This window comes from Syntrophorhabdaceae bacterium, from assembly GCA_036504895.1.
Taxonomy (GTDB): Bacteria; Desulfobacterota; Syntrophorhabdia; order Syntrophorhabdales; family Syntrophorhabdaceae; genus PNOM01.
Genome location: DASXUJ010000081.1, coordinates 1 through 23532, shown reverse-complemented (window position 1 = coordinate 23532; position 23532 = coordinate 1). Strand labels below are relative to the sequence as shown.

28 protein-coding genes are annotated in these 23532 nt (G+C 54.1%); 24 read left to right on the top strand and 4 right to left on the bottom strand.

What is annotated here, in order from left to right; all coding sequences use genetic code 11:
- Positions 1-258: 258 nt before the first annotated feature.
- The 3 genes from VGJ94_11505 to VGJ94_11495 all read right to left on the bottom strand — a co-directional run bounded on the left by VGJ94_11505 (position 259) and on the right by VGJ94_11495 (position 2068).
- Entirely contained in the window at positions 259-744 is a 486-nt protein-coding gene (locus VGJ94_11505) for a chemotaxis protein CheX (GenBank protein ID HEY3277239.1), read from the bottom strand.
- A gap of 30 nt (positions 745-774) precedes the next feature.
- Entirely contained in the window at positions 775-1152 is a 378-nt protein-coding gene (locus VGJ94_11500) for a response regulator (protein HEY3277238.1), read from the bottom strand.
- Positions 1153-1369: 217 nt separating this feature from the next.
- The gene (locus VGJ94_11495) at positions 1370-2068 is read right to left on the bottom strand and encodes a glycosyl hydrolase 108 family protein (GenBank protein ID HEY3277237.1); all 699 of its coding nucleotides are present in this window, start codon (positions 2066-2068) and stop codon (positions 1370-1372) included.
- 353 nt (positions 2069-2421) lie between these two features.
- Between VGJ94_11495 and VGJ94_11490 the strand changes: the two genes are divergently transcribed.
- The 20 genes from VGJ94_11490 (at position 2422) to VGJ94_11395 (ending at position 17463) form a co-directional block, all read left to right on the top strand.
- Positions 2422-2889, top strand: a complete 468-nt coding sequence (locus VGJ94_11490) for a chemotaxis protein CheW (protein ID HEY3277236.1) — start codon at positions 2422-2424, stop codon at positions 2887-2889.
- 20 nt (positions 2890-2909) lie between these two features.
- Entirely contained in the window at positions 2910-3134 is a 225-nt protein-coding gene (locus tag VGJ94_11485; GenBank protein HEY3277235.1) for a hypothetical protein, read from the top strand.
- A 124-nt stretch (positions 3135-3258) separates the two neighbouring features.
- Positions 3259-3993 carry a flagellar hook-basal body protein gene (locus VGJ94_11480; GenBank protein HEY3277234.1) on the top strand — a complete coding sequence of 245 codons (735 nt, stop codon included), beginning with the start codon at positions 3259-3261 and terminating at the stop codon, positions 3991-3993.
- Positions 3994-4002: 9 nt separating this feature from the next.
- On the top strand, positions 4003-4791 hold the full coding sequence (gene flgG / locus VGJ94_11475; GenBank protein ID HEY3277233.1) for a flagellar basal-body rod protein FlgG: 789 nt from the start codon (positions 4003-4005) through the stop codon (positions 4789-4791).
- A 31-nt stretch (positions 4792-4822) separates the two neighbouring features.
- The gene (gene flgA, locus VGJ94_11470) at positions 4823-5542 is read left to right on the top strand and encodes a flagellar basal body P-ring formation chaperone FlgA (GenBank protein HEY3277232.1); all 720 of its coding nucleotides are present in this window, start codon (positions 4823-4825) and stop codon (positions 5540-5542) included.
- A gap of 10 nt (positions 5543-5552) precedes the next feature.
- Positions 5553-6260 (top strand): flagellar basal body L-ring protein FlgH, encoded by a 708-nt coding sequence (locus VGJ94_11465; GenBank protein HEY3277231.1) that lies wholly within the window; start codon positions 5553-5555, stop codon positions 6258-6260.
- A 21-nt stretch (positions 6261-6281) separates the two neighbouring features.
- Positions 6282-7460 carry a flagellar basal body P-ring protein FlgI gene (locus tag VGJ94_11460; protein HEY3277230.1) on the top strand — a complete coding sequence of 393 codons (1179 nt, stop codon included), beginning with the start codon at positions 6282-6284 and terminating at the stop codon, positions 7458-7460.
- 3 nt (positions 7461-7463) lie between these two features.
- Entirely contained in the window at positions 7464-7775 is a 312-nt protein-coding gene (locus VGJ94_11455) for a hypothetical protein (GenBank protein HEY3277229.1), read from the top strand.
- 16 nt (positions 7776-7791) lie between these two features.
- On the top strand, positions 7792-8097 hold the full coding sequence (gene flgM / locus VGJ94_11450) for a flagellar biosynthesis anti-sigma factor FlgM (protein ID HEY3277228.1): 306 nt from the start codon (positions 7792-7794) through the stop codon (positions 8095-8097).
- Positions 8098-8099: 2 nt separating this feature from the next.
- The gene (gene flgN, locus VGJ94_11445) at positions 8100-8528 is read left to right on the top strand and encodes a flagellar export chaperone FlgN (protein HEY3277227.1); all 429 of its coding nucleotides are present in this window, start codon (positions 8100-8102) and stop codon (positions 8526-8528) included.
- 1 nt (position 8529) lies between these two features.
- The gene (flgK, locus tag VGJ94_11440) at positions 8530-10251 is read left to right on the top strand and encodes a flagellar hook-associated protein FlgK (GenBank protein ID HEY3277226.1); all 1722 of its coding nucleotides are present in this window, start codon (positions 8530-8532) and stop codon (positions 10249-10251) included.
- Positions 10248-11144, top strand: a complete 897-nt coding sequence (gene flgL / locus VGJ94_11435) for a flagellar hook-associated protein FlgL (GenBank protein ID HEY3277225.1) — start codon at positions 10248-10250, stop codon at positions 11142-11144. The genes flgK and flgL overlap by 4 nt, the downstream gene beginning before the upstream one ends.
- Before the next feature lie 12 nt (positions 11145-11156).
- Entirely contained in the window at positions 11157-11393 is a 237-nt protein-coding gene (locus tag VGJ94_11430; GenBank protein HEY3277224.1) for a carbon storage regulator, read from the top strand.
- Positions 11386-11775 carry a flagellar assembly protein FliW gene (locus VGJ94_11425; protein HEY3277223.1) on the top strand — a complete coding sequence of 130 codons (390 nt, stop codon included), beginning with the start codon at positions 11386-11388 and terminating at the stop codon, positions 11773-11775. Before VGJ94_11430 ends, VGJ94_11425 begins: the two co-directional genes overlap by 8 nt.
- Positions 11775-13250: a glycosyltransferase gene (locus VGJ94_11420; GenBank protein HEY3277222.1), complete on the top strand. Its 1476-nt coding sequence runs from the start codon at positions 11775-11777 to the stop codon at positions 13248-13250. Before VGJ94_11425 ends, VGJ94_11420 begins: the two co-directional genes overlap by 1 nt.
- A 129-nt stretch (positions 13251-13379) precedes the next feature.
- Complete coding sequence (locus VGJ94_11415) at positions 13380-14495, top strand: flagellin (protein ID HEY3277221.1); 1116 nt, start codon at positions 13380-13382, stop codon at positions 14493-14495.
- Positions 14496-14557: 62 nt separating this feature from the next.
- The gene (locus tag VGJ94_11410; GenBank protein HEY3277220.1) at positions 14558-14899 is read left to right on the top strand and encodes a flagellar protein FlaG; all 342 of its coding nucleotides are present in this window, start codon (positions 14558-14560) and stop codon (positions 14897-14899) included.
- A 2-nt stretch (positions 14900-14901) separates the two neighbouring features.
- The gene (gene fliD / locus VGJ94_11405; protein ID HEY3277219.1) at positions 14902-16623 is read left to right on the top strand and encodes a flagellar filament capping protein FliD; all 1722 of its coding nucleotides are present in this window, start codon (positions 14902-14904) and stop codon (positions 16621-16623) included.
- A 35-nt stretch (positions 16624-16658) separates the two neighbouring features.
- Complete coding sequence (gene fliS / locus VGJ94_11400; GenBank protein HEY3277218.1) at positions 16659-17108, top strand: flagellar export chaperone FliS; 450 nt, start codon at positions 16659-16661, stop codon at positions 17106-17108.
- Positions 17109-17310: 202 nt separating this feature from the next.
- The gene (locus VGJ94_11395) at positions 17311-17463 is read left to right on the top strand and encodes a hypothetical protein (protein HEY3277217.1); all 153 of its coding nucleotides are present in this window, start codon (positions 17311-17313) and stop codon (positions 17461-17463) included.
- Between the two features lie 261 nt (positions 17464-17724).
- On the opposite strand, the gene VGJ94_11390 is transcribed toward VGJ94_11395, so the two are convergent.
- Positions 17725-19854, bottom strand: coding sequence for a tetratricopeptide repeat protein (locus tag VGJ94_11390; protein ID HEY3277216.1), 2130 nt, complete (start codon positions 19852-19854; stop codon positions 17725-17727).
- Positions 19855-20312: 458 nt separating this feature from the next.
- On the opposite strand from VGJ94_11390, the gene VGJ94_11385 reads away from it, so the two are divergent.
- From VGJ94_11385 to VGJ94_11370, 4 genes are all read left to right on the top strand, one after another.
- Positions 20313-21095 (top strand): transketolase, encoded by a 783-nt coding sequence (locus VGJ94_11385; protein ID HEY3277215.1) that lies wholly within the window; start codon positions 20313-20315, stop codon positions 21093-21095.
- Entirely contained in the window at positions 21092-21979 is an 888-nt protein-coding gene (locus VGJ94_11380; GenBank protein ID HEY3277214.1) for a transketolase C-terminal domain-containing protein, read from the top strand. Before VGJ94_11385 ends, VGJ94_11380 begins: the two co-directional genes overlap by 4 nt.
- Positions 21972-22997: an NAD-dependent epimerase/dehydratase family protein gene (locus VGJ94_11375; protein ID HEY3277213.1), complete on the top strand. Its 1026-nt coding sequence runs from the start codon at positions 21972-21974 to the stop codon at positions 22995-22997. Before VGJ94_11380 ends, VGJ94_11375 begins: the two co-directional genes overlap by 8 nt.
- A gap of 89 nt (positions 22998-23086) precedes the next feature.
- On the top strand, positions 23087-23532 hold a 446-nt coding region (locus VGJ94_11370), incomplete at its 3' end, for an NAD-dependent epimerase/dehydratase family protein (GenBank protein HEY3277212.1).

Here is a 23532-nt window from a genome sequence, read left to right as displayed (position 1 = left end):
TGCGGTTTTTTTGCGGAGGAACCCTGCATAGATGGCAAGACCGGCAAGAGATACGGGCTATATAGTAGACCATCCCCGCCGTCCCTGTCAATCAACGTACCGCGGCTCTTACGCGCAAAAAGGCATCGGAGAAGGAAAGGATGCTCCGAAGTGGACCGCGGTTCCCCCTCGGCTCTTTTCCGGAGTTCTCATATTGCGGCACCCGCTCCATCTTCCTCCATGCCGGTGAAAATGCGCCTCCGCCGGCTGCACGCTCTTTTATTCGAAAGAGAAATCGAGAAACATTACTTCCTTCTCTCCGTCTCCATTACTGCTGATGGGGAAATAAAAGGGAAGGGAGATGATGGGGATCTTGGTAATGAAGTTCAGCTCCACATTGTGGCCGACCACAACCATAGGGATTGCCGCTTTAAGGTTTATGCCGGTTTTTTCGAATTCCTTGCGGGCCTGACCGGAGATGATATTGGTCAGCTCACCGATCGAATCGACGACCTCGGGGCCTATTTTCGTGCACTCTTCGTCCCCTACCAGGGTCTTGAAGACAAACATGGCGCCCGCTTCCCTGAAGCTGATCGCGATGGTGCCCTTTCTGTCGCCCACCAGCCCCATAATGCCGGTCACGTCGCCGGAGGTGGCCCTCACATCTTTTAGTATGGGTTTCCCCATATTCGTGTCCAGTCCCAGCATTGTTTTAAATACGGTCTGAGCTGCCAACACGAAGGGGTTTATGAATTTTACGTCCATCTTGTGTCCTCCATTCTACGATATCGAGAGCTACTTACCCGCCCTCGCTCTTGCTTTGTCGATCGCATCCTTTAACTTATCGGGGGTGAAGGGTTTTACAATATAGTTGTCTACTCCGGATTTAATTGCTTCCATGATGTTATCTTTCTGGGCTTCCGCGGTGACCATAATGAAAGGGATGCCCTTGAATGCATCATCGCTTTTGCATGCCTTCAGGAATTCGATGCCTGTCATCTCGGGCATGATCCAGTCGCTGATGATCAGATCGACCGCATCATCCCCCTTGAGAACCGATAAGGCATGTTTTCCGCTCTCCGCTTCCAGCACGTCCTCAATTTCGATCTGCTTCAGCACGTTCTTGATAATTTTTCTCATTGTTGCGAAATCGTCCACGACGAGGACTTTCATATTCTCCCTCCTGTTAAATGAGCTGTGAAACCATTCATCTCATATAATTGTCGTGAGATGGAATAGAAACTTAAATGGCCCTTTTCTTTTACATGGGGCAGATGTAATAAGAATAAGGGCAAAAAGCCTGTCCGAATGTGCTGAGAACGCATTTGCAGGCTCAAGATCGGCGGTTGCGATGACACACGGGGCGGGGGTAACTGACCGGGCAGAGGGGTCACGCAAGTTTTCCTGAGCCCCTGACGCCGTACGCCCCGGCGGCTGCCATAATATTTTGCTTGTTGTACTGGGCAACCACATTTTTCAGACTGTTTATCCTGTTTTTCCACCCCTTGAGGTACTTCCCGTATGCCTCGGGTCTCGCTTCCGCGAGGCGGGTATAACGCTGCTCCCTCGATTTAATGTAATTTTCGAGATTGCCTTCCGATTTCTTGAGTAATTTCCTTGCAGAGGCGGGGCTGTTGACGAAGGTATCGAAATGGACAAGCGCCATGGGCAGGTCGAGGCCCTTGGCCCCGGATTTGTCCCATATCTTTTTATAAAGCTTCTCCACTTCCGGGCGGGTGATGTTCTTCACATCTCCTTTGTAACCCAGATATTTTGCAGTAGACTGAAGGATACCGTACCGGGACGATTCTTTGCCCCCATCGTCGCTTACAAATTTATTCCCCTCCTGACCCAGTACAAATTTAAGGCATTCCTTGAATTTCAGCTCATCCTCGAGCTCCGCGGGTGAAATGGGACTCTGGGAGACGGCAGGGGAAACAGTGCCCTCAATCTTCCACGGATCCATCGACTGACTCAGGATGGTTTCGAAAGAGATCCCCTGCGTGCCCTGTCCGTGGCCGCCCCTTCTTTCGAGGCTCGTTTTCTGATACTGCATGGTGGCGTTGATAATGTCCATGTAAGATGCCATAGGCACTCCCTTTGAAGAAAAATATGTATAGGGAAGGGCTGCAATATCAATGCCATGAAGGCCCCGGCAGGGAGGCGTGATTTTCTCCATTATATATAGAGGCATAAGAAAGGCACTGCCTCTTTGACGATCGGTTCCGCGGCAACGGAAAGGACAAAGGAAGGCATGAAAGAGGCGTCTTTGAGGCGCGGCGACAAAAATTTGACACTCCGGTAGTCACCGGGCCACCTTCTCTCACCTTTTCTTTTCCCTTTTCTCATTATTCGCTTAAGTTTTTTTTTTTCCGCGCGATTATTACTCTGTAGAAAACAAGGCATTTCCGGATATCCCGGCCAAGCCAAAGGAGGCAGATAATGGAAGACGGCAAGATATTGCAACTGGTCACATTCAAGCTGGAGAACGAAGAATTCGGGGTGGATATCCTGAAGGTCCAGGAGATCAACAGGATGATGAATATTACGAAAATCCCCAATGCTCCCACATTCATTGAGGGGGTCATCAATCTGCGGGGGAAAATCATACCTATAGTAGACTTGAGGAAAAGGCTCGGCTTCAGGAACGGAATGTACGACAAAGCGACGAGAATAATCGTGGTCGAGCTCGACGGGCTCGTGCTCGGTTTTATCGTCGACTCCGTCTCCGAAGTACTGAGGATCCCCGGGAGCACCATAGAGCCTCCGCCATCCATCGTGGCAGGTATCGAATCGGAATATATCGAGGGAGTGGGCAAGCTGGACAACAGGCTTCTCATTCTCCTGGAGCTTAAGAAGGTCTTCTCGTCTCCTGACAGAAAGGAGCTCGAGTCGATAGAGAACAATTAAGCGGAAGGAGCGCTGAATAGATGAGCGACGGATTCGATACCAACCTATTGAGCCAGGTCACCGCCTTGGACAGGAAGCTGTCGATCTCCAAAGAGAGGGTAAGTCTATTCAGAAAACCGAAACACGACCACCACAAAAAAGAAGACGATTCCAGGAAAGAAACGCCGCCGGACGATACCGCCGCTCATTCGGGCAACCGCGGTTCGCCGGGCGGCGAAGAGGGAAAGATCGATATAACCATATGAAAAGTTTGCCCACCTAGGAAAATATTTCCGCCTTTTATTTCCATTCATTTTTTGCTTTTCCCCTATATGTAAAGAAAATTGCCCTTGGCATAAGCTTTGCACGATAACATGCCATGAGGTCACCATGCTAAACAGTGTATTTATCACTCTTCCCGGAAAATATTCGATCCAGAGACGGATGGAAGCCATTACAAACAATCTGGCCAACGCCTCCACCGCGGGGTACAAGTCGTCGCGGCCTTCCTTCCAGATGGCGAGTGACGAAACCGAAACCCAGGGAAACGCATCGATTACCCTGCCTCACACTACTTTAGGGGATATCGATACCCATGTCTATTTCGGGGAAGGCTCGATGATCGAGACGGACAACAGGCTCGACGTTGCCATACAGGGAAGCGGCTTCTTTGCGATCAAGGGCCGCAGTGGAGAGACCCTCTACACACGCAACGGACAGTTCAGTCTCGATCCGAATAAGAGGCTCGTCACCATGGACGGAAACGCCGTAATCGGGCAGACGGGAGGAGACATAATCCTTGACGGCAAGGAGATCATGGTCGCGGAAGACGGCGCCATATACGTGGACAGGCAACAGGCCGGCCAGCTCAAGATCGTCGATTTCAAGGATAAGTCGAGCCTCAGAAACCAGGGGAAAAGTTCTTTTATCAATACGAATCCTGCGGCGGAAGAGACGGTTCCCGTTAAAATGACGGTAAGGTCGGGTTATTACGAAGCTTCCAACGTCAATGTCATGACCGAGATGGTCGACATGATGACTGCCATGAGGGCATTTGAATCATATTCGAAAGTTGACCAGGCTTTGGGCGATGTAATGGCAAAGCTCCTGGATGTAGTGAAATAGGAGGAATATATGATCAGAGCATTATGGACATCGGGAACCGGCATGAACGTGCAGCAGGTCAATCTTGATGTGATCGCCAATAACATAGCGAACGTAAATACCGTGGGCTACAAGAAGAGCCGGGCCGACTTCCAGGACCTCATTTACCAGACCATCAGGCTCCAGGGGACCAAGAACGACGCCGGCAACCAGATTCCCACAGGCATTCAGATCGGCCACGGCGCCATGCTTTCGGCGGTCCAGAAGGTCTTCATCCAGGGAGACTTTCAGCAGACCGATAATGAAACGGATATCGCCATCGAGGGCGCCGGTTTCATGCAGATCACCATGCCTGACGGTACCCTTGCCTACACAAGGGCAGGGGCCCTGAAAAAAGATTCCGAAGGCAGGCTCTGCACGTCCGACGGTTATCTCATTACTCCGAATATCACTATCCCGAACAATACTATAAAGACGGCGATAGGCGCCGACGGCACCGTTTCGGTCCAGACCCAGGGACAGTCTGCACTGCAGCAGATCGGAAAGATCGAGCTTGCCAGCTTCCCCAACGCCACGGGCCTTACCGCGACCGGCAAGAGCCTTTTTCAGCAGACCGATGCGAGCGGCGCCCCTGTACTCGGACAGCCGGGAACAAACGGCATGGGAACGTTGCTCCAGGGGTTCCTGGAAATGTCGAATGTGAATATCATGCAGGAAATGATCAACCTTATCATCGGTCAGAGGGCCTATGAAGTAAACTCCAAAGCCATACAGGCCGCCGACGAGATGCTCCAGATCGCGAACAACGTAAGGAGATAAAAAAGTGATGAGACGGGGAGGTCCGGAGAATATGATTGGGGGGCGAGTTTTTCAGACGGCAATAGCCCCCTTCGTTTTCGGTGCGGCCCTCGTCTGCTTATCCCTTGTCTTGTCAGCTCCGGCCTTTTCGGAGGAGATACCGGCCGTGGAGAAGCGACTCACGAGCTTCATACGGGATTTTTACGGTAACGGGGAAGAGATCCAGATCAAGTTCAACAACATACCCGCCTTTGCCAAGGGGAAAATAAAAGTGAAGGGCATAAATTTCACGAAAGTGCCCGACGGCCAGGGCGACGGCCTCTGCCTCGTCGAGATCGAAGGCAAAGACGTGAAGGAAAGGAACCTCTATGTGGCATTCCGGGTATACAAGAAGAAGGTACTTTTCGTGCTGAAGCAGGAGGGCAAGAGGGGTGATCTCGTGAAAGCGGAAAACCTGGCGGAAAAGGAGACTTTTCTCACGGGCGCCGTGATCTATCCTTCTTCCCGGAATGAAGTGGTGGGCAAGAAGCTGAAGAAGGACCTCGCCCCAGGGACGATCATCACCCCCCAGGTGCTGGAGGACCAGATCCTGGTAAAGAGCGGGGACCTGGTAAGCATCGTCGCGGAAAATCCCAGGCTCCTCATCCATGCAAACGGCAAGGCCCTCGACAGGGGTAAGATGGGAGAGACAGTCCGGGTGAAGAACATCACCTCGGGAAAAGAGATACTCGGCAGGGTCACGGGTGAAAATCTCGTGACCGTAGAATTCTAAGGAGTCGGACATGAAGACCTTATACTCTCTTATGATCATCCTCTTCGCGGCAACGGGCTGCAATACGGTCGCCCAGATGGAGGTGTCGAAAATAAAGAGCGAGCCCTTCGTGGTCGACAATACGTACAAATATGCGCGGCCCAACGCCCCCAAGGCGCCGGGGACCATCTGGAGAGGGGAGCAGGTATCGAATACCTTTTATGTGGACCAGAGGGCAAAGAGCATCGGCGACATCATCACCATAAATATTGTGGAGACATCCCAGGCTTCCGAGCAGGCGGCCACGGATACCACCAAAAAAACTACCGTGAATGCGGGTATATCCAATTATTTCGGATGGGAGACGAAATACCCGAACACCCACCCCTACGTCATTCCTTCGGCACTTATAAATGCCAACACGCAGAATGATTTTTCCGGCTCCGGCAAGACCACGAGGAGCGGGACCCTGAGCGCCACCATCTCTGCGAAAGTAGTAGACGTGCTCCCCAGCGGAAATCTCGCGATAGAGGGGAAGCGCGAGCTCTACGTGAATAACGAGAAAAAAGAGATACTCCTCCAGGGTGTCGTGAGACCGAGAGATATCGCCTATGACAACTCCGTCCTCTCCACCCAGGTTGCCGACGCGAAAGTGATTTACACGGGCATAGGCGTAGTAGGCGAAAAACAGAGACCGGGATGGCTTACGAGAGTTATGGATCTCGTGTGGCCGTTCTGAAATGGGAAGAGGACAGCAGTCATGAGAAAGGACGCAAGAGAGATGACGGAAACGGAAAAAGGCTCCACGAGCGTCAATGGCGGAATAGGCGGCCTGTCGCGTAGATACCTCCTCCTTCTTCTTCTCCTCGCCCTCATGTTCTTGGTTCCGGCCGCAGGGCCGGCAGGAGCAGCCAGGATAAAAGATATCGGCGCCATAAGCGGGGTCAGGACAAACCAGCTTATCGGCTATGGCCTCGTCATCGGACTTAAGGGAACGGGCGATAAGGTGCAGACCATCTTCACCACCCAATCCCTCTCCAACATGCTCGAGAAAATGGGGATCAGGGTCGACCCGCTGAACACGAAGGTGAAGAACATCGCCGCCGTGATGGTGACCGCGGACCTGCCTCCCTTTGCAAAAGTAGGGAACAGGATCGATGTAGTCGTCTCCTCCATCGGCGACGCCACGAGCATCGAGGGCGGCGTTCTCGTGCTCACGCCCCTTAAGGGCGCGGACGGCGACGTCTACGGTGTGGCCCAGGGCCCCATTGTGGTAGGCGGTTTTCTCGCGAGCGGCCAGGGCGCGTCCGTTACCAAGAACCATCCCACCGTGGGAAGGATCGCCAATGGGCTCGCGGTGGAGAAGGAGATCAACTACGGAGACTACCGGCTCGAAACCCTCACCATCTCTCTCAAGTCGCCTGATTTCACCAACACGCGGCGGATCGTCGAGCGGGTGAATTCGGAATTCGAAGGGGCTGCCGCGGCGAAAGACGGAGGCACGATCGTGATTACCACCCCCGAGGAATTCAGGGCAAACCCGGTAAAGTTCGTCTCCATCGTCGAAAACCTCCAGATCAAGCCGGACAGCCAGGCGAAGATCGTGGTGGATGAGAAGAACGGTACGGTCGTGATAGGCGAGAATGTGACGATCGCGACAGTGGCAATAGCCCACGGGAACATAAGCGTGCAGATCAAGGAAGACGCGAGGGTGAGCCAGCCCATGCCCTTCGCCGCGGGCCGCACGGTCGTCACCCCGGATACGAAAATCAAGGTGGAAGAGGAAAAGGCCAAATTCGTGGTCGTGGAAGGAGGGGTGACCATACGGGAGCTCGTGAAAGCCTTAAACGCCATCGGCGTCACCCCGAGGGATATGATCACCATTTTACAGACTATCAAGGCGGCAGGCGCGCTGCATGCCGAGCTGGAGGTAATATAAGGTATGGCAAATATATCGGTTGACAACACTTCGGGCTATAACGACCTTCTCAAGACAAGGGAAGCCAAGCAGTTGGAAAAGATAGGCCGCGATTTCGAGTCCCATTTCATCACGTCCATGCTCAAAGAGATGGATAAAACGACCCGTCTCACGAAAAAAAGCTACAGGGAAGAGACCACCATGTCGATAATGTATGAAAAACTGGGTGATTATCTTGCCAAAAAAGGGGTGGGGATAAAAGAAATGCTGATGAAGTACGGGGTGAGGGCGGAAAATACTAAAGTTTCAGCCGAATTGCGCGATAATAAGGAATAAGTAGAGCAGGAGGTGGATGATGAAAATTAATGATACGAAAACCGGTATGCTTGATTCTCTCGTGAAGACCAATCAGGTCAAAACCACGAAAGAAAAAGGGGTTGACGGCAAGGTAGACGGGAGCACGGCCGACAAGGTCGAGCTGTCGGGCAGGAAAGAAGAGATCCAGCGGATTGCGGACCGGGTGAAGGCCGCTCCGGACGTGAGACAGGAGAAGGTGGAGCGGATCCAGTCGGAGGTCGCGGCGGGGACGTACAATGTAAAGGGCCAGCTCGTGGCGAGGAGCATTCTCAAGAGCCAGCTCCTGGATGAGATCCTGTAGCCATGAAAGAAGAACTGGTCTTCGAGATCACGCACAAAGAACTGGGCCTCCTCAGGGAGTTCTCCACGGTGCTGAGAGGGGAGCATGACGCGATCATCTCCTTCTCTCTTGAAGGCATCGTGGCCGAGAACAACCATAAGGAGGAGATCCTCAAGAAGCTCGAATATCTCAAGCGCGAGAAGGACACCCTTCTCACGGGCGACATCGACCCCGAGACCACGGTCGGCGGGAAGACATGGCGGTCCCTGTGCACGGAGATGAACCACACGATAAAAGATGTGAGAAACGGCATCGACAGAAATATGAAGCTCCTCTCCTTCTCCGTGGACCACGTGAAATCTTCGATCGAGAACATCGTGGGCCTTCTCAACAGAACCTCCTACGGCAAGAAAAAAGAGAGGATATCGATGGTCCTTTCAAGGAGCGTCTGAGTTGAGTATTTTCTCCATACTCAATATCGCGAAGGGTTCCCTCGCGGCGACCCAGACCTCCATCCAGGTCACCTCGAATAATATCTCAAACGTAAATACGGCAGGCTACGCCCGGGAAGAAGCGGTCCTGGTGGAGCAGAGGCCTGTTCCGTCTCCCGTGGGGTTGCTTGGAGACGGAGTCACGATCAAGGACGTCAAGCGGTATTACGACAAATACCTCGAAAGCTCCATCCAGTCAAAAAATTCCGATCTCCAGGAGCAGACGGTACTCTCCACCTACCTCGACAGGATTCAGCAGTTCCTCAACGAGGATAACTCGAACCTTACGGGCAATATCACCGCCTATTTCAACGACTGGGAGAGCTTATCGGCGGATCCGAGCGATACGGGCCTCAAGCAGACCCTCGAGTCCCAGGGGGAGTCGGTGGCCCAGACGATCAAGACCCTGTACACGGACCTGAAGGGGGTGCAGAGCGAGGTAAACGATCAGATAGGATCGGAAGTCGACAGCGTCAATACCATCCTGTCTTCAATTGCCGCCATAAACAAGCTCATTATTCAGAGCTCGGGCGCCTCGTCCAACACCAATTCATACCAGGACCAGAAGGCGGACCTCCTGAACCAGCTTTCCCAGAAAATGGATATTCAGGCCTTCGACGACAGGTACGGGAGGACGACCGTCCTTACCGCGGACGGCAGGCCACTCGTCGAGAACGGGACTGCATGGCAACTCTCCACGGCCCAGAATCCCCTCACGGGCTATTCGAAGATTATGTGGAACGATGGAAACGGCGTACAGACCGATGTCAGCGCGGGACTCGGAGGGGGCAAGCTCAAGGCATTGGTCGACATACGGGATAGTTACGCCCCTGCGTTCGTCGGTGATCTTAATGATCTGGCCAATAGCCTCATCGATAACGTGAAGTGGACGGCCACAAGCGGCGGTGTATCGAATACGACGAGCTTCTTTCAAGGCACGGGTGCGGCCGATATTCAGGTTGCGACTTCGATCGTAAATAATCCTAACCTCATTGGCGCCAGCTCCGACCCCGTCAATAACCCCACGGATAACGACATTGCAATGAGGATGGCCTCTCTCGCCGACAAAAAGCTTCTCGGGACGCAGCAGCTCGTCCACATATCGGGCGCCGATGCCCTGAGCGATACCTTTTCGAGCGCCACTACGGTCATGACAGGACTCGTCGGTCTCAGCTCCGCATGGAGCGGCACGGTTCAGATAAGAGGCATGGACGGGACATTCAGGAATGTGGCCATAGACCTCGCTTCGGATAGCCTGACCGATATCCGTGACAGGATCAATGCGGCGGGCGCCACGGGAGTCACCGCGTCGATTGCCGCAAGCACGGTAAACGGCGTCACCCAATATGCCCTGAAGGTCACTAATGTAGATGCCGCAGACTTTAAAGATCAAAATAACGTACTCCAGACCCTCGGCGTGGTCACCCGCTCGTCGACCCTCACCGATTTCACCTCTTCCATGGTGAATTACGCAGGCCAGGTCGCCCAGGACGCCCAGAATGCGACGCAGTACAACACGAGTACCATGGCGGTGCTTACGGGCCAGCGGGAGAGCGTATCGGGAGTCTCCCTCGACGAGGAGATGGCGAACCTTATAAAATTCCAATATGCCTACCAGGCAAGCGCCAAGCTTTTTACGGTGGCGGACGAGCTTCTTCAGACCCTTATCTCGGTGAAATCATGAGAGTGACCGATAATTACAAGTTCGAGTCGTTTAAAAACAGCGTACTCACCCTTCAAAAGAAACTGCAAAGGAATCAGGACCAGGTCTCTTCTCAGAAGAAGATCCTCGCCCCTTCCGACGATCCCGTGGGAACGTCGCAGTATATTCAGCTTACGGCGCAGCAGGGCAGGAACGAGCAGTATGTGAAGACCCTGGACAGGCTGACTACCTTGAGCGGGATGTGGGAAACGGCAGAGACCAACATCGCGGACGTGCTGACCCAGGCCAAGCAGCTTGCCGTCAACATGGCGTCGGACACGGTAGACGCCGAAACCAGGAAATCGGCGGTATCAGAGGTTGAAGGGATGATGGAGCAGCTCGTCACAATCGGTAACTCGAGCATTAGCGGCACGTATATCTTCGGGGGGAAAAAGACGGATTTACCGCCCTTCACGCTGGATAAGGCCACTTATACGGTTACTTACAACGGGACATCCGACGTACCGCAGGTGAACGTGGCGGCAGGCCAGACAGTCAACCTGGGTATGGCGGGAAATAAAGTCTTCGGTTCGGGCACAGCGGACATATTTACCGCCCTCAAAGATATGAGGACAGCCCTTATAAATAATGATCGGACAGGCATCCAGCATTCTCTGGATACGGTCGACGCGGCGGTGAACCTCACCTCCAATAACCTTTCCTATATCGGTACCTATTCCAGGAATATAGAAAATCTTGGATCCCTCACGGGCGACAATACATTACAGCTCCAGACGAATATCTCGAAGCTCATGGACGTGGACATGATTTCGGCCCTGAGTGATTATAATCTCCTCTCCACCGCGTATGAGACGGCCCTTACCGTTATGGGGAAGATGCAATCTCTCAACATCCTCAATTACCTTAAATTCTAAGCCGGTAAGATTATGCTCGTACTCTCCCGTAAGAAAAATGAAGGCATAGTAATAAAAGGCAAAGACGGGGACATCCGTATTGTCGTCATCGAAGTCGATAAAGGAAAAATAAGGATCGGCATCGAAGCGCCGAAGGGCTGCGCCATTATCAGGGAAGAGCTCTTCCTGGAGGTGAAAGGGGCGAATAAACTCTCGGCCCTTGAAAATATGGAAAAACTAAAGAAATTCCTAGGGGAGCACAGTGAGTGAGGTCAATCTGAAAGGAAAACTAATAGGATTCGAGCAGTTTGAAAAGTATGTGATGGAGGACCCCATCGGAGAGGGCTCGCCTTTCAGGCTCCTCACGTGCAGCGAAGCACCCCTCACCTTTGTGGTGGTGAATCCCTATCATGTAGTGGACGACTATTCTTTCGAGATCGATGACGCCGTCTTGAAAGACCTTTTCCCTTCAGGCAATGCCATGGAGGATATCGCGGTCCTGTGCGTGGTCCGGGTCGATGGGGAGGCGCTCTATGTCAATCTCAGGTCGCCGGTCATTATAAATACGAAGGCCGGCACCTTCGTGCAAACAATTTTACAGAGTGAGGCATACGGAGTGGCGGTGCCTTTCGTCGTGAAAAAGGCGGGCTAATGTCGGGCTCTCCTACCATTTCGGTGTGCATGGTAGTGAAGAATGAAGAGGTGAACCTTCCAAGGGTGCTTTCGTCCATCCAAGGTCTTGCGGACGAAGTCATCGTCGTTGACACGGGCTCTTCGGACAGGACTAAAGAGATAGCCCTAAGCTATGGGGCGAAAACCTTTGACTTTCCATGGTGCGACGACTTCTCGGCGGCCCGTAACGAATCGCTGAAACATGCAACGATGGAGTATATCCTGTGGCTCGACGGAGACGACGAGGTCGCTGTAGAGGACCATGGCCCCATAAAGGAGCACCTGAGAAAGAATCCGGGCACCGGGGTTTACCTGAGGGTTGTGAGCAATTCCGTGGGCGGGACCACCGAGTTCGCCCAGCTCCGTATCTTCCCGAACCTCAAAGGCATCGCCTTTGAGGGAAAAGTCCACGAGCAGATATACGCCTCTTGCGCCGGCAGGGGAGTAAGGTTCACCCACTGCGGTGCGAGGATTTCCCATTTCGGGTACTCTACCGCCGAGATCCTCAGAGAGAAATTTCTCCGAAACAAGGCGATGAATGAAAGGGAGCTCGAAGAGAACCCGGAGAACATTCTCGCCCTCGTTTTCCTGGCGCGCGCGCTGAGAGGGCTCGAGGAAGACGAGGAAGCGCTGAAGCAGATGAGGAAGGTCCTCGAAATCGCAAATCCGGGAACCTACCGGGACATGCTCTCCGTTACGGTAGTCGATATGGCGGCGGCTCTCTGCAGGCTCCACAGGGAGCAGGAGGCCCTGTCCCTCCTCCGGAAATGGGTCGGTCTTCTCGATTCGCCCCCACTCGTGGCATTCACCCTGGGAGAGGTCCTTTTCAAGCTAGGGAATTACGAAGACGCCTACAGAGTGCTCCTCCCATTAAAGGATGTGACCTTCGACCGGGAGATAATGCCCCTCGATACGAAGGTGATGCGGCTCAACCTGAACAAATGCCTGGGCGTATCGGCGCTTTTCGCCGGCGATGCGGTGCGTGCGGAGCAGTGTTTTACCCGTTCCCTCGAAGAAGACCCCGGAAATGACGAGGCATGCCACTACCTTTCCCTGGCGAAGGAGAGGCGGGGGGACATCGAAGGGGCGATCAGGGTATGCAGGGAAGGACTTGCGAGGATAGAGGACAAGGGGTTCCTGCGAAAGCGGCTCTTCCTCCTTCTTATAAAGTGCAATGATTTCGATCGTGCGGCAGAGGAGTACGAGGCGCTCAACGGCCTCAAGGAGACCGATCTCGAGGCGCTCTGCGGCATTTTCTTTATCCATTGTATGAAGCTCGACGCTTCGGGGATCACCCGCGACTACTCCCTCATCAGAAAGGGACTGTCCCTGAGGGGCGAGCCTTTTCCCGAGGGGCTCGATCAGGTGAAGGAATCGCTGGCTGCTGCGGGAGAGGCGAAGGCGGGCGGGATGTTCGGGTCCGCCATATCGGGGTTGCTCCAAATAAACTCTTAAGTTTGACGCAGGGGTGACGATAATAGAGTTTAGAAAGGGATAGAAAAGAAAGGAGGTGTTGAAGGATACACCTTTCTTATCCCGAAAAAAAGGGCATGATGCCCGATAAAAAATAACAGGAGGTTTACCATGGCTTTTAGAGTTAACACGAACGTTTCTTCATTAAACACACAGAGATGGCTGGGAATTTCAGGATCTGAGCAGGCAAAGTCCCTCGAGAGACTGTCAAGTGGTTTCAAGATCAACAAGGCCTCGGATGACGCGGCAGGCATCGCCATCGCGACGAAGCTGAGCGTAAAATCAGTTTCCATGACCAAGTCAATCGACAATGGCAACCAGGCGCTCTCCATGTTGCAGACGGCAGAAGGTGGTATTGACCAGATCTCCAATATCTTAACCAGGCTCAAAGAGATCGCAACCCAGTCGGCTTCTGACAACACCACCGACCGTGTGGCTCTCGATACAGAGAGAAGCAACCTGGAAGTCGAAATCGGAAAAATCGCGCTCAACACCCGGTACGGCACCACGAACCTCCTCCAGGGATCGACCACGTCCGGCACCTACACGGGCAGCCTCACGGCGGCAGCCGGCTTCCAGGCCTTCGACGTAAGCGGCTCCACCGCGACAACCGGTACGGTCACCCTCACCTCCGCGAATATCGCGGCCGGCGCTGCGACCCTGACCCTCAACGTGGGCGGCAACACCCAGACGGTGACGGTATCGGGACTCACGGGCGTGGGTACAAGCGGAGTGGCAAATTTCACCAACTTCGGCATCAAGGTGACGGTCAACTCCGCCCTCGTTCAGGGTTCGGGTAACTTCACCCTGACCAACGGCTCTTCGAACTTCACCTATCAGGTTGGCGACACGAATCTGGTGGAGAACCAGATCAGTGCCGGTATCCTGAGCTACAGCACCAACGGCTCGGTTCTGGCCCTTTCCGGAGACATCAGCTCCAAGGCGAACGCCCAGGCATACATGGACAAGATCGACGCCGCCGTCGGCAACCTCACCACCGAGCGTGGTAAGTTGGGCGCCGCCATGAACCAGATCAGCTACCACGTGGCGAACCTTTCGACCATGAGTGAGAACATCGACTCGTCTATATCGACGATTAAAGACGCGGATTTCGCGAAGGAAATGGCAACCTTTACGAAGGCCCAGATCCTGCAGCAGTCGGGCGTCGCAATGTTGGCTCAGGCGAACTCGATACCGCAGCAGGTACTCTCTCTCCTGAAAGGCTAAAGAGGGATAAAATGAGAGCCCCCTCCCTTCGCGGGAGGGGGCGTCTTACTTAGAGGTGCGCCATGATAGTGGACACGAAGAACGGGATTTCGGAATTTGATATTACGGCAAATTCGGCGCCAAAGATAAAAGAGGCTCGAAAAGTGGCCGCGGCGCAGGATACGGCCGCCGAAGAGGTTAAAATAAGTGAAGAGCTTTTGAAGAAGATAGAAGAGACGATAAAGGAATCCGGCTCGAGGGAGCAGGTGAGCATGCACTATGACCGCGATATCGACAAGGTAGTAGTGACTGTCTCGAACGCCGAAACCGGCGAAGTGACCAGGCAGATCCCTTCCGCCGAATTCGTTTCATTCGTGAAAAACTTCGACCAGATGCTGGGACTGATGATAAACAGGAGGTTATAGCAATGTCCGGAACCGTATCGATGTCGGGACTTGTGAGCAACACGAACTGGTCGGCCCTTATCGACTCGCTCATCAATGCGGAAAAGTCTGCAACCGAAAACCCTCTTACGGAGAGTAAAAACAAGTACTCCGCAAAGCTTTCCGCGTGGCAGGCCTTCAATACCAAGCTCTCGGCCCTTACGGACTATATTGACAGCAACAAACTCAATAAGGCGAAAGGATACAACGTCTACAGCCCCTCCCTTACATCGACTGATTCGTCTATTACCGCGTCAAGTATCTTGAGCGCCGTCGTGGGGACCACGGTAAGCGGGGCCGGCAAATATTCGATTGAAGTTTCCCAGCTCGCCAAGGCGGAGAAGATTTCGAGCGGCGCCTTCGCTTCCAAGACGGATGCCCTCAACCTCTCGGGAGATCTGGTTATCAACGGCAAGGCAGTCTCACTGGGCACGGACTATACGCTCACGGACGTAGCCACCAAAATAAATAACTCCAATACAGGCGTGACCGCTACCGTCCTCCAGGTGTCCGGCACGGAATTCAGGCTTTCTCTTGAATCGAACAACACGGGCTCAGCGGGCATATCGATCAAGAATGGCGGCTCAGCGGACCTCCTTGAATCCCTGAAGCTCCATACGGCGACGACACAACTCGCCCATCCATCCGGCCCCGATGCCTTGAGCGACAGCTATTCAAATTCCACGGGCACCGTGGGAAGCCTTCTCGGCCTCTCTTCCGCCCAGAGCGGTACCATAAACATAAAAGGCACGGATGTAGCCGTCAATCTCGCCACGGATTCGCTTCAGAACATTGCCGACAATATCAATGCGGCCGCTCCCGCGGGCGTGACCGCTTCGGTCGAGACCGTGACGGTAAACGGGACGGCGAAAAAGCAGTTGAAACTTACCGGCACGGCAGTGACCGACCTGACGGACAGCAATAATATTCTCGAAACCCTCGGCGTGGTCAAAGCCGTTTCGACGACTACCTTAAGGACCGGTCAGGATGCCATGCTTTCCATCGACGGTTATGACATGACGTCCTCCTCCAACTCTGTAACGAGTGCGATCACGGGGGTGACCCTCAACCTTACGGGCACAAACGAGGGGAAACCGGTAGAGCTGGCCATTACCCAGAATACATCCCAGATCTCAACCAATGCATCTACCCTGGTATCGGCCATCAATAATGTGATCTCTCATATCAGCAGCCAAAATACGTTCAAGAACTCCGATAGCGCCGGCGCCTCAGATCAAAACCCCTTGTTCGGGGATAGCACCCTCGCTCAGGTGAAGAGGAATATCTCGAATGCCGTATTCTCCACCGTGACCGGAAATTCCACTTTCACCAATGCCTCCTCCATAGGCATCACCTATGCAAAGAATGGCACCCTCAGTGTGGATACGGACAAACTCTCCAGCGCCATGTCGACAAACAGCGAAGAGACCACAGGGGTCCTCAAGAACCTGAGCGATAAACTCTATACCAGCCTCAACGGCTACGTCGATCCCGCATCGGGAACACTCGTGGCACTCACCAAAACTCTCCAGAGCGAGATGGATGGCATCGATACTCGCATTTCCGACCTGGAAGCCCGGTATGAGAGGGAGAGGGTAGTGATGGAGGCGAGGTTCAACGCATTGGAACAGCTTATAAACACGAGTAACAGCACGAAAAGCTGGCTCACCCAGCAAGCGAGCATCATGAACAAGATGAATCAGTAGTTGACACGTTTTTCTGTTGGGAGGCAAGCAAATTCATGAATAACCCGTATACGGCATATTCTGCGGCAGATACCAGTGTGGACTCGGACAACAAACCGAGAATTCTCCTCAAGGTTTACCAGTCAATGCTCGATAAGATCGATATGGTGAAAGGCGCCATCGACAGGAAGAATTTCGAGAAAAAGTACGACGAGCTTACCAAACTTACGACGGTACTCGATATTCTCGATTCTTCACTGGACATGTCCCAGGGAGAGGTCGCGAAAAACCTTTCCGACCTGTACCATTACCTGACAAAAAGGCTGAAGAGCGTCCACATCACTCATGACATGACGGTGCTGGAGGAATGTAAGGCTATTCTGGTGCAGTTGGATGAAGGCTTTAAGGCTGCCTACGAGAAGGAAACGAAGGGAAAGGTCCAGGGGAATTCCCCGGAGAACTCTGCTCAAAAAAATAGCATACCCTTCTCCCATCGTACCGTGTGAGAACTTACCTCAGTCCATAGACACTACATATTGACAATAAGTTGGCCACCGGGTTCAGCGGGTCCCGGTGGCATTTTGTCCATCAAACCCTCCCTTGAGATATTTCAATATAGTTCCGGTATCGTTGTTGCATCAGGTACTATGCAACATGAATTCCCCGCTTTTTTTCAGGGGCGTACGATTAAGATCCTGGGGAGTAAAGATGGATTCAAAAGAGGAGGCGAAAAACGAGATAAGGGGTCGCGGGGTCAACGTTGATGACCTCCTCGAAAAAGCCCTGGGCCATCACCGGATGGGGCAGCTTCCGGAGGCGGAGGCGCTCTATCGGACTATTCTGAAAACCGACCCCAACTGACAGCGACGCCCTTCATCTTCTCGGGGTCTTGCCTATCAGGTAGGCAGACATCACATCGCTATCGATTTGATCGGTCGGGCCATTCACCCTGGCCCTGGGGTCGCCTCATGCCACGATAATATGGGGAATGCACTGAAATCGGCGGGAAGGCACGAAGAGGCCGTCTCCCATTATATAAAGGCCCTGGAGTTTCGCGATATTTACCCGCAGCCTTGAAGAGGCTTACCGGGTTATGTGGAAAAGTTGGTGTGGAGAGATGCCTTAGGGCAGCCGGCCCGTCGTTTTTTTCAGAAAGACTTCGAGTGCCTTTACGGGCTCGGTATCATAATAGAGATATTGTTTGCGTTGACTAAAGGCAGTCCTCACGCGGTCCCTGAGCGACCTGTCCGTGCCCAGTCTTACCGCACATTCGACGTACTCATCCTCGGTTTCCGCGATAGTATCCGTTACCCCCATCATTTTCATTATGCCATAAGTGTGCCTGCCCCGCATAAGATTGCCGGGGAGGGTCACCACCGGGAGGTCGCACTCAATGGCCTCGAGAGTTGTGTTGCAGCCGGACCAACCGATGCTGTCGAGAAACACGTCGGACAATCTGTTCATCGCGTGATAACGCAGAGGGTCCAACTGGGGGAGCATGACGACATGGGTGCTGCAATCGATCGAATACTTGCTAAAAGCCCTCTCGATACGCGCAAGAAAGCGTTCGGTAAGCTCCTTCGACCTTTTATATGAAAGAAAAACAAACCTGCACTCCCCTGCTTCCCGCGCAATTCGAGGGAAAAGGTCATCATATTGGGGCAGGTATTTGAAAAGGGACTGGGCGCAGAAGTAGACCACCTTTTCTTCCGGAAGGCCGAAATCGGCGCGGGTGAGGGAGGAGGCGCCCCTTGAGATGGGGGTATAATGTATCGAAAGATTGGGCAGGCGGACCAGCTCCTCCGAATAGTGGTCCTCCCCTTCTTCGGGCTCCATGAGGTCGCTGCTCAGAAAGTAGTCTATGGTGGGAAGCCCCGAAGTATTAGGATGGCCCCATGACGTGCACTGAACCGGGGCGAGCCTGAGGGCCGCGAGCCGGACCGTCATCGCGTCCATGCCTATCTCCGGATAGATCAATACGTCGATGGAATCGGATAATATTGCATCCCGGAGGACCCTGAAAGAGTGGGTTCCTTCCACGAACCGGTCAAAGGATACCCGCGCCGTCGCCGTCACGTCGTCATTCATATAACCCGTATAATACCCGTAGAGGGAGAACCTGCTCCTGTCGATATTCTCAACCCACCCCTTGATCGGTATTTTCCAGTTCGAATGGTAATAGAAGAACCCCGAAACGATGCCGACCCGTATCTTCTCTTTGGCGGCATGACGCCGGAGCCGCATGGCCCCGGAAGTCTCAGGATATCGTGCGGCTTGAATGCGGCTGACTAGATTTCCGTAGGCGGACTGGAGGACCTTGTCGACCCGCCCCTGGTAGGGGAGGTAGAAGGGCTGAGCGGCGCCTGCAAGGCGCGCGGCCACATCGATATTTTCTTTCGTGTCGAGGGTGATGAGACGGTTGAGCTCGTGAAGGCTGTCCCGGTAACTGTTTCGCCTCTTCAGGATTTCCCCGTTCGAATCATAAAGAATGGGGATCAGGGCCATGCACCTGCCCCATAAGGCCTCTATGGAGCCGGGAGAGATTGCGAGGGCCTGGTCATAAAAGGAGATCGCCTTCTCGCTTAGCCCCACCGTTTTAAAGATAAGGCCAAGGTTCAGATATCCATCCAGGTAGCCGGGCTTGAGCTCTATGGCCCGGAAGGCGTACTCCGCGGCCATTTCATAATCACCTGTATCCTTATAAAGGACTGAGAGGTTGCTGCAGATTTCCGCAGACTGCGGCATAAGGGCCAGGGCCTTTTGGTAGCACTCCATGGCTTCGGCGACTTTGCCTTCTTCCTGGAAGATGGAACCGAGGTTGTAGAGGGTTTCGGGTGATTCGGGCCTGAAAGAGAGGGCCTGTTGATACGACTGCGCCGCCTCTTCCAGCCTTCCCTGCTCTTTATAGATATTTCCCAGATTGTTGTGCGCCTCCGGATAAGGCTCATATAATCTCAGGGCCTCCTGAAAGTGCGTGATGGCAAGGTCGTAATCTCCGGTGCCCGCATAGGCGAGGCCGAGGTTGCAAAAAAAGGCGGGATTCGATTTATCGATTGCTATGGCGGTACTGATAAGCTCGATAGCCTGATTATAACGCCTCCCCTGATAGGCAGCTACGCCGAGCAGGTGAAAGGCGTCGCGGTTTTGAGGCTCCTCCCGCAATATGGCACGATAGATGGCCTCGGCCTCTTCAAGTTCGCCCCTCATCTGGTGCTGAATCGCCACATTCAGGTCATGTGCCGGATCTGCCATCTGTTCCTCTCCCCTTTCATTGATCGCTCCATAGGCCTCATTGATATATCCCATGCACAGACCATACCAGCACAGCGTCCATACCGCACCTTCACCCAACCCGGGGCAACGGGAGCCGCACTCGCCTTTACTCCCTTCTTCGCCGCCGGATGGATGCTCCGGCCCGTGGGACTAATGACACTTAGCCAATAATATGACGTCATTAGAGCGCGAGACCGCTGGAGAAGCACTTTTTCAGACAAATATGGGAGCCCCTTAAAGATCTTCGGCGACATGGGCCGACGGGATTGAAAATAGCCTCCGTCCTTGTTCCTGAAGCTATCGGAACAGAGCAGGAAAGGGGTGTGGCATGTTCGTTGCATAATTGAGTCTCCATCATTGCCTTTTATATGAATCCATTCCGAGAGGTAGAAATTGCAGGAGACGGACCGGCGGCAAGAAGCGACACGGGAGAAAAGATGAGCGACCCTCACCGCATCGTCAGGGGAATGAAGCGGATGATACTCCAAATGTCGGCCCGGGCGCGGGAGGGCCATATCCCCAGCGCTTTTTCCATTCTGGATATCCTCTGGGTTCTCTACGACAGGGTCATGGCGTGTGATGCCCGGAACGGAGCAGGTTCCGAGAAAGATTGGTTTATCCTGAGTAAAGGACATGGTTCCCTGGCTTTATACGCGGTGCTCGCCGAGAGAGGCTTTTTCCCTCCCTCCCTCATCGAGGGCTTTGCCGGTTATGAGAGTCCCCTGGGCGGCCACCTCGACCGGAACAAAGTTCCCGGTGTCGAGGCGTCGACAGGCTCTTTGGGCCACGGATTTCCAATGGGGGTCGGACTCGCCCTGGGGCTCCGGATCCAGAGGAAGGCGGGGCGTGTCTATACCCTTATAGGCGACGGAGAGGCAAATGAAGGCTCGGTGTGGGAGGCGGCCCTTCTGGCATCCCATCACGGGCTCACCAACCTTTGTTGCATAATCGATTACAACCATTCGACAGACCGTCACCTGGGGCTCGGAGATGTGGCGGATAAGTTCAGATCCTTCGGCTGGGAGGCGAGGGTGGTGGACGGTCACGACCATGAAGCCCTTTTTCGGGCATTCGACGCCCTGAGCGTCTCCTCGCCTACGGCGGTCATCGCAGAGACGACCAAGGGACACGGCTGCGCGATGATGGAAAACGAGCCCGCCTGGCATCACCGGTTCCCTACGGAAGAAGAGCTCGAGACGATGTTGAGGGAGCTTTCATGAACATGCGCGGACAATTGGTGGAAACGGTTTCCTCCATTCTGGAAACCGACGAGAGGCTCGTGCTCCTCCTTGGAGATATCGGCGTCTGGGGCTTTCGCAACGCCTTCGAGCGCTTCCCCGAGAGGGCCTACAATATGGGTATCCTCGAACAGGCGACCGTGAGCGCGGCGGCGGGCCTTGCCATCTCGGGGCTCATTCCCGTATTTCATACCATTGCCCCCTTTATCGTGGAGCGAAGCGCGGAGCAGCTGAAGATCGATTTCTGCTATCAGGGGTTGGGAGGCAATTTTATCAGTGTGGGGGCTTCCTATGATTACGCCGCCCTCGGATGCACCCACCATTGCCCTGCGGATGCGGGTCTCCTCATGAATATTCCGGGCATGGAGATCGTGGCGCCGGGGACCTCTTCCGAATTCGACCGCCTCTTCAGGGAGGCCTATGCAAACGGACATCCCACCTACTATCGCCTGAGCGAAAGGGAGAACCGCGTGGGTCATGAGGTGCTGTTCGGGAGGGCGACCGTCATCCGTCGAGGGGGGCAGGCAACCGTGGTGGCCATCGGGCCCGTGCTCGACGCCGTTATGGAGGCAGTTTCGGGGTTGGACGCGACGGTGCTCTATTATACCACGGTATCTCCCTTTGACAGCGAAACATTGCGGCAAAACGCGCATTCCGGGAAAGTCCTCGTGGTAGAGCCCTTTTATCAGGGAACGATGACCCGTTCCATCTGGGAAGCGCTGGGGCCCGGAAAAGTTTCTCTCGACTGTATCGGCGTTCCCAGGGCGTTTCTTACCAATTACGGCACTGCGGAAGATCACGATAAAGCCGTCGGTTTGACGCCGGAGCACATCAGGGAAAGACTGGAGGACCTCATCGATGGATAAGCTGCAGGATCTCATCATGGAGGACGGGGAAAGGATATGCTCCCGCGCAGACCTCGGAAAGTTGGACGGCTCACGCATACTCATTACGGGCGCGTCCGGTCTCGTGGGGGTGCATCTGCTTGCAAGCCTCGCATATCTCGCCTCATCAGGGAAGGGCCGGTACGAGCTCACCGCAGCCATGCAGTCTCGGCCCCCGGCTTACCTTGCGGAGATTATAGAGCGCGCCGGAGGCAGGATATTCCGGGGAGACCTGACGGATGCCGGGGTTCCCGAAGGGCTTCCGAAGGCCGACTATATTATTCACTCGGCCGGTTATGCTCAACCCGGCAGGTTTTTGGATAACCCGGTAAAGACGATTCAGATAAATACTTCGGCCCTCTTTGCCCTTTTTCAAAAACTGGCCCCTCGCGGAAAGCTTCTTTTTGTAAGTACAAGCGAGGTCTACAGCGGCTCCCCGAATATTCCTTATCGGGAGCCGGACATAGGGACCACCACTCCCACCCACCCTAGGGCCTGTTACATAGAATCAAAGAGGTGCGGCGAGGCCATATGCGGGGCCTACAGACAAAGCGGGGTAGACGCGGCGTCGGCCCGGCTCTCCCTGGCCTACGGACCGGGGACGGGCAAAGGCGACGGGCGGGTGTTGAATGCCTTTATCGAGAAGGCCCTGAAGGGGACTATTACGCTGCTCGACCATGGCGAAGCGGGCAGGACCTATTGCTACGTCTCCGATGCGGTGGAGCTAATGTGGAACATCCTGCTTAAGGGAAGGGAGCCTGTATATAACGTGGGCGGTATTTCGAGGACCACTGTCCGGGAGTTGGCGGTCAGGATCGGCGAGTATCTTCGGGTGCCCGTGGTCTTCCCTGATGAAACGAGGCAGTTGGCCGGTACGCCCGAAGACGTCCGGCTCGATATGGCAAAGGCGAGAGAAGAATTCGGAAAAGAAGAATATCTCTCCCTCGACGAAGGACTGGCCCGGACCATCGAGTGGCAAAAGATACTCTATGCACAATGACCGATGCCGCGGTGGTGTGGGGGAGATTTGAGGACCTGTCTGCCGCCTCGGTGCGGATCTGACGGAGGGGAGATGAGAGGGAAATTCGGATGGAGCTGAGCGATAAGATTTATGTGGCAGGACACCGGGGCATGGTCGGATCGGCCGTGGTGAGAACACTCCGACAACATGGATTCGATAACCTCCTGTTTCGGACTTCAGAAGAGCTGGATCTGACGCGCCAGGACCGGGTCGAAGAATTCATGCAAAGGCAGAGGCCCGACTACATCTTCATTGCCGCCGCCCGTGTCGGTGGAATCATGGCGAACAACGTCTACAGGGCCGAGTTCATTTATCTCAACCTCCAGATAGAATGCAACCTCATTCATGCCGCATGGAAGAATGGAGTGAAAAAGCTCCTCTTTTTCTCCAGCTCATGCGTCTATCCCCGTGAGTGTCCGCAGCCTATGAAGGAGAGCTATCTCTGGACAGGCAGGCTCGAGCCGACGAACGAACCATACGCGGTGGCGAAATTAGCGGGTATTTCAATGTGCAC

Coding starts and splice junctions, on each gene's coding strand:
- VGJ94_11380 (HEY3277214.1), top strand. CDS start 21,092: ATGAACATGCGCGGACAATTGGTGGAAACGGTTTCCTCCATTCTGGAA.
- fliD (HEY3277219.1), top strand. CDS start 14,902: ATGTCCGGAACCGTATCGATGTCGGGACTTGTGAGCAACACGAACTGG.
- VGJ94_11455 (HEY3277229.1), top strand. CDS start 7,464: ATGGCAAATATATCGGTTGACAACACTTCGGGCTATAACGACCTTCTC.
- VGJ94_11480 (HEY3277234.1), top strand. CDS start 3,259: ATGCTAAACAGTGTATTTATCACTCTTCCCGGAAAATATTCGATCCAG.
- VGJ94_11385 (HEY3277215.1), top strand. CDS start 20,313: ATGAGCGACCCTCACCGCATCGTCAGGGGAATGAAGCGGATGATACTC.
- VGJ94_11500 (HEY3277238.1), bottom strand. CDS start 1,152: ATGAAAGTCCTCGTCGTGGACGATTTCGCAACAATGAGAAAAATTATC.
- VGJ94_11390 (HEY3277216.1), bottom strand. CDS start 19,854: ATGGCAGATCCGGCACATGACCTGAATGTGGCGATTCAGCACCAGATG.
- flgL (HEY3277225.1), top strand. CDS start 10,248: ATGAGAGTGACCGATAATTACAAGTTCGAGTCGTTTAAAAACAGCGTA.
- VGJ94_11505 (HEY3277239.1), bottom strand. CDS start 744: ATGGACGTAAAATTCATAAACCCCTTCGTGTTGGCAGCTCAGACCGTA.
- VGJ94_11430 (HEY3277224.1), top strand. CDS start 11,157: ATGCTCGTACTCTCCCGTAAGAAAAATGAAGGCATAGTAATAAAAGGC.
- flgG (HEY3277233.1), top strand. CDS start 4,003: ATGATCAGAGCATTATGGACATCGGGAACCGGCATGAACGTGCAGCAG.
- flgA (HEY3277232.1), top strand. CDS start 4,823: ATGATTGGGGGGCGAGTTTTTCAGACGGCAATAGCCCCCTTCGTTTTC.
- VGJ94_11420 (HEY3277222.1), top strand. CDS start 11,775: ATGTCGGGCTCTCCTACCATTTCGGTGTGCATGGTAGTGAAGAATGAA.
- VGJ94_11495 (HEY3277237.1), bottom strand. CDS start 2,068: ATGGCATCTTACATGGACATTATCAACGCCACCATGCAGTATCAGAAA.
- VGJ94_11395 (HEY3277217.1), top strand. CDS start 17,311: ATGGATTCAAAAGAGGAGGCGAAAAACGAGATAAGGGGTCGCGGGGTC.
- VGJ94_11375 (HEY3277213.1), top strand. CDS start 21,972: ATGGATAAGCTGCAGGATCTCATCATGGAGGACGGGGAAAGGATATGC.
- VGJ94_11465 (HEY3277231.1), top strand. CDS start 5,553: ATGAAGACCTTATACTCTCTTATGATCATCCTCTTCGCGGCAACGGGC.
- VGJ94_11490 (HEY3277236.1), top strand. CDS start 2,422: ATGGAAGACGGCAAGATATTGCAACTGGTCACATTCAAGCTGGAGAAC.
- VGJ94_11460 (HEY3277230.1), top strand. CDS start 6,282: ATGAGAAAGGACGCAAGAGAGATGACGGAAACGGAAAAAGGCTCCACG.
- flgM (HEY3277228.1), top strand. CDS start 7,792: ATGATGAAAATTAATGATACGAAAACCGGTATGCTTGATTCTCTCGTG.
- fliS (HEY3277218.1), top strand. CDS start 16,659: ATGAATAACCCGTATACGGCATATTCTGCGGCAGATACCAGTGTGGAC.
- VGJ94_11415 (HEY3277221.1), top strand. CDS start 13,380: ATGGCTTTTAGAGTTAACACGAACGTTTCTTCATTAAACACACAGAGA.
- VGJ94_11485 (HEY3277235.1), top strand. CDS start 2,910: ATGAGCGACGGATTCGATACCAACCTATTGAGCCAGGTCACCGCCTTG.
- flgN (HEY3277227.1), top strand. CDS start 8,100: ATGAAAGAAGAACTGGTCTTCGAGATCACGCACAAAGAACTGGGCCTC.
- VGJ94_11410 (HEY3277220.1), top strand. CDS start 14,558: ATGATAGTGGACACGAAGAACGGGATTTCGGAATTTGATATTACGGCA.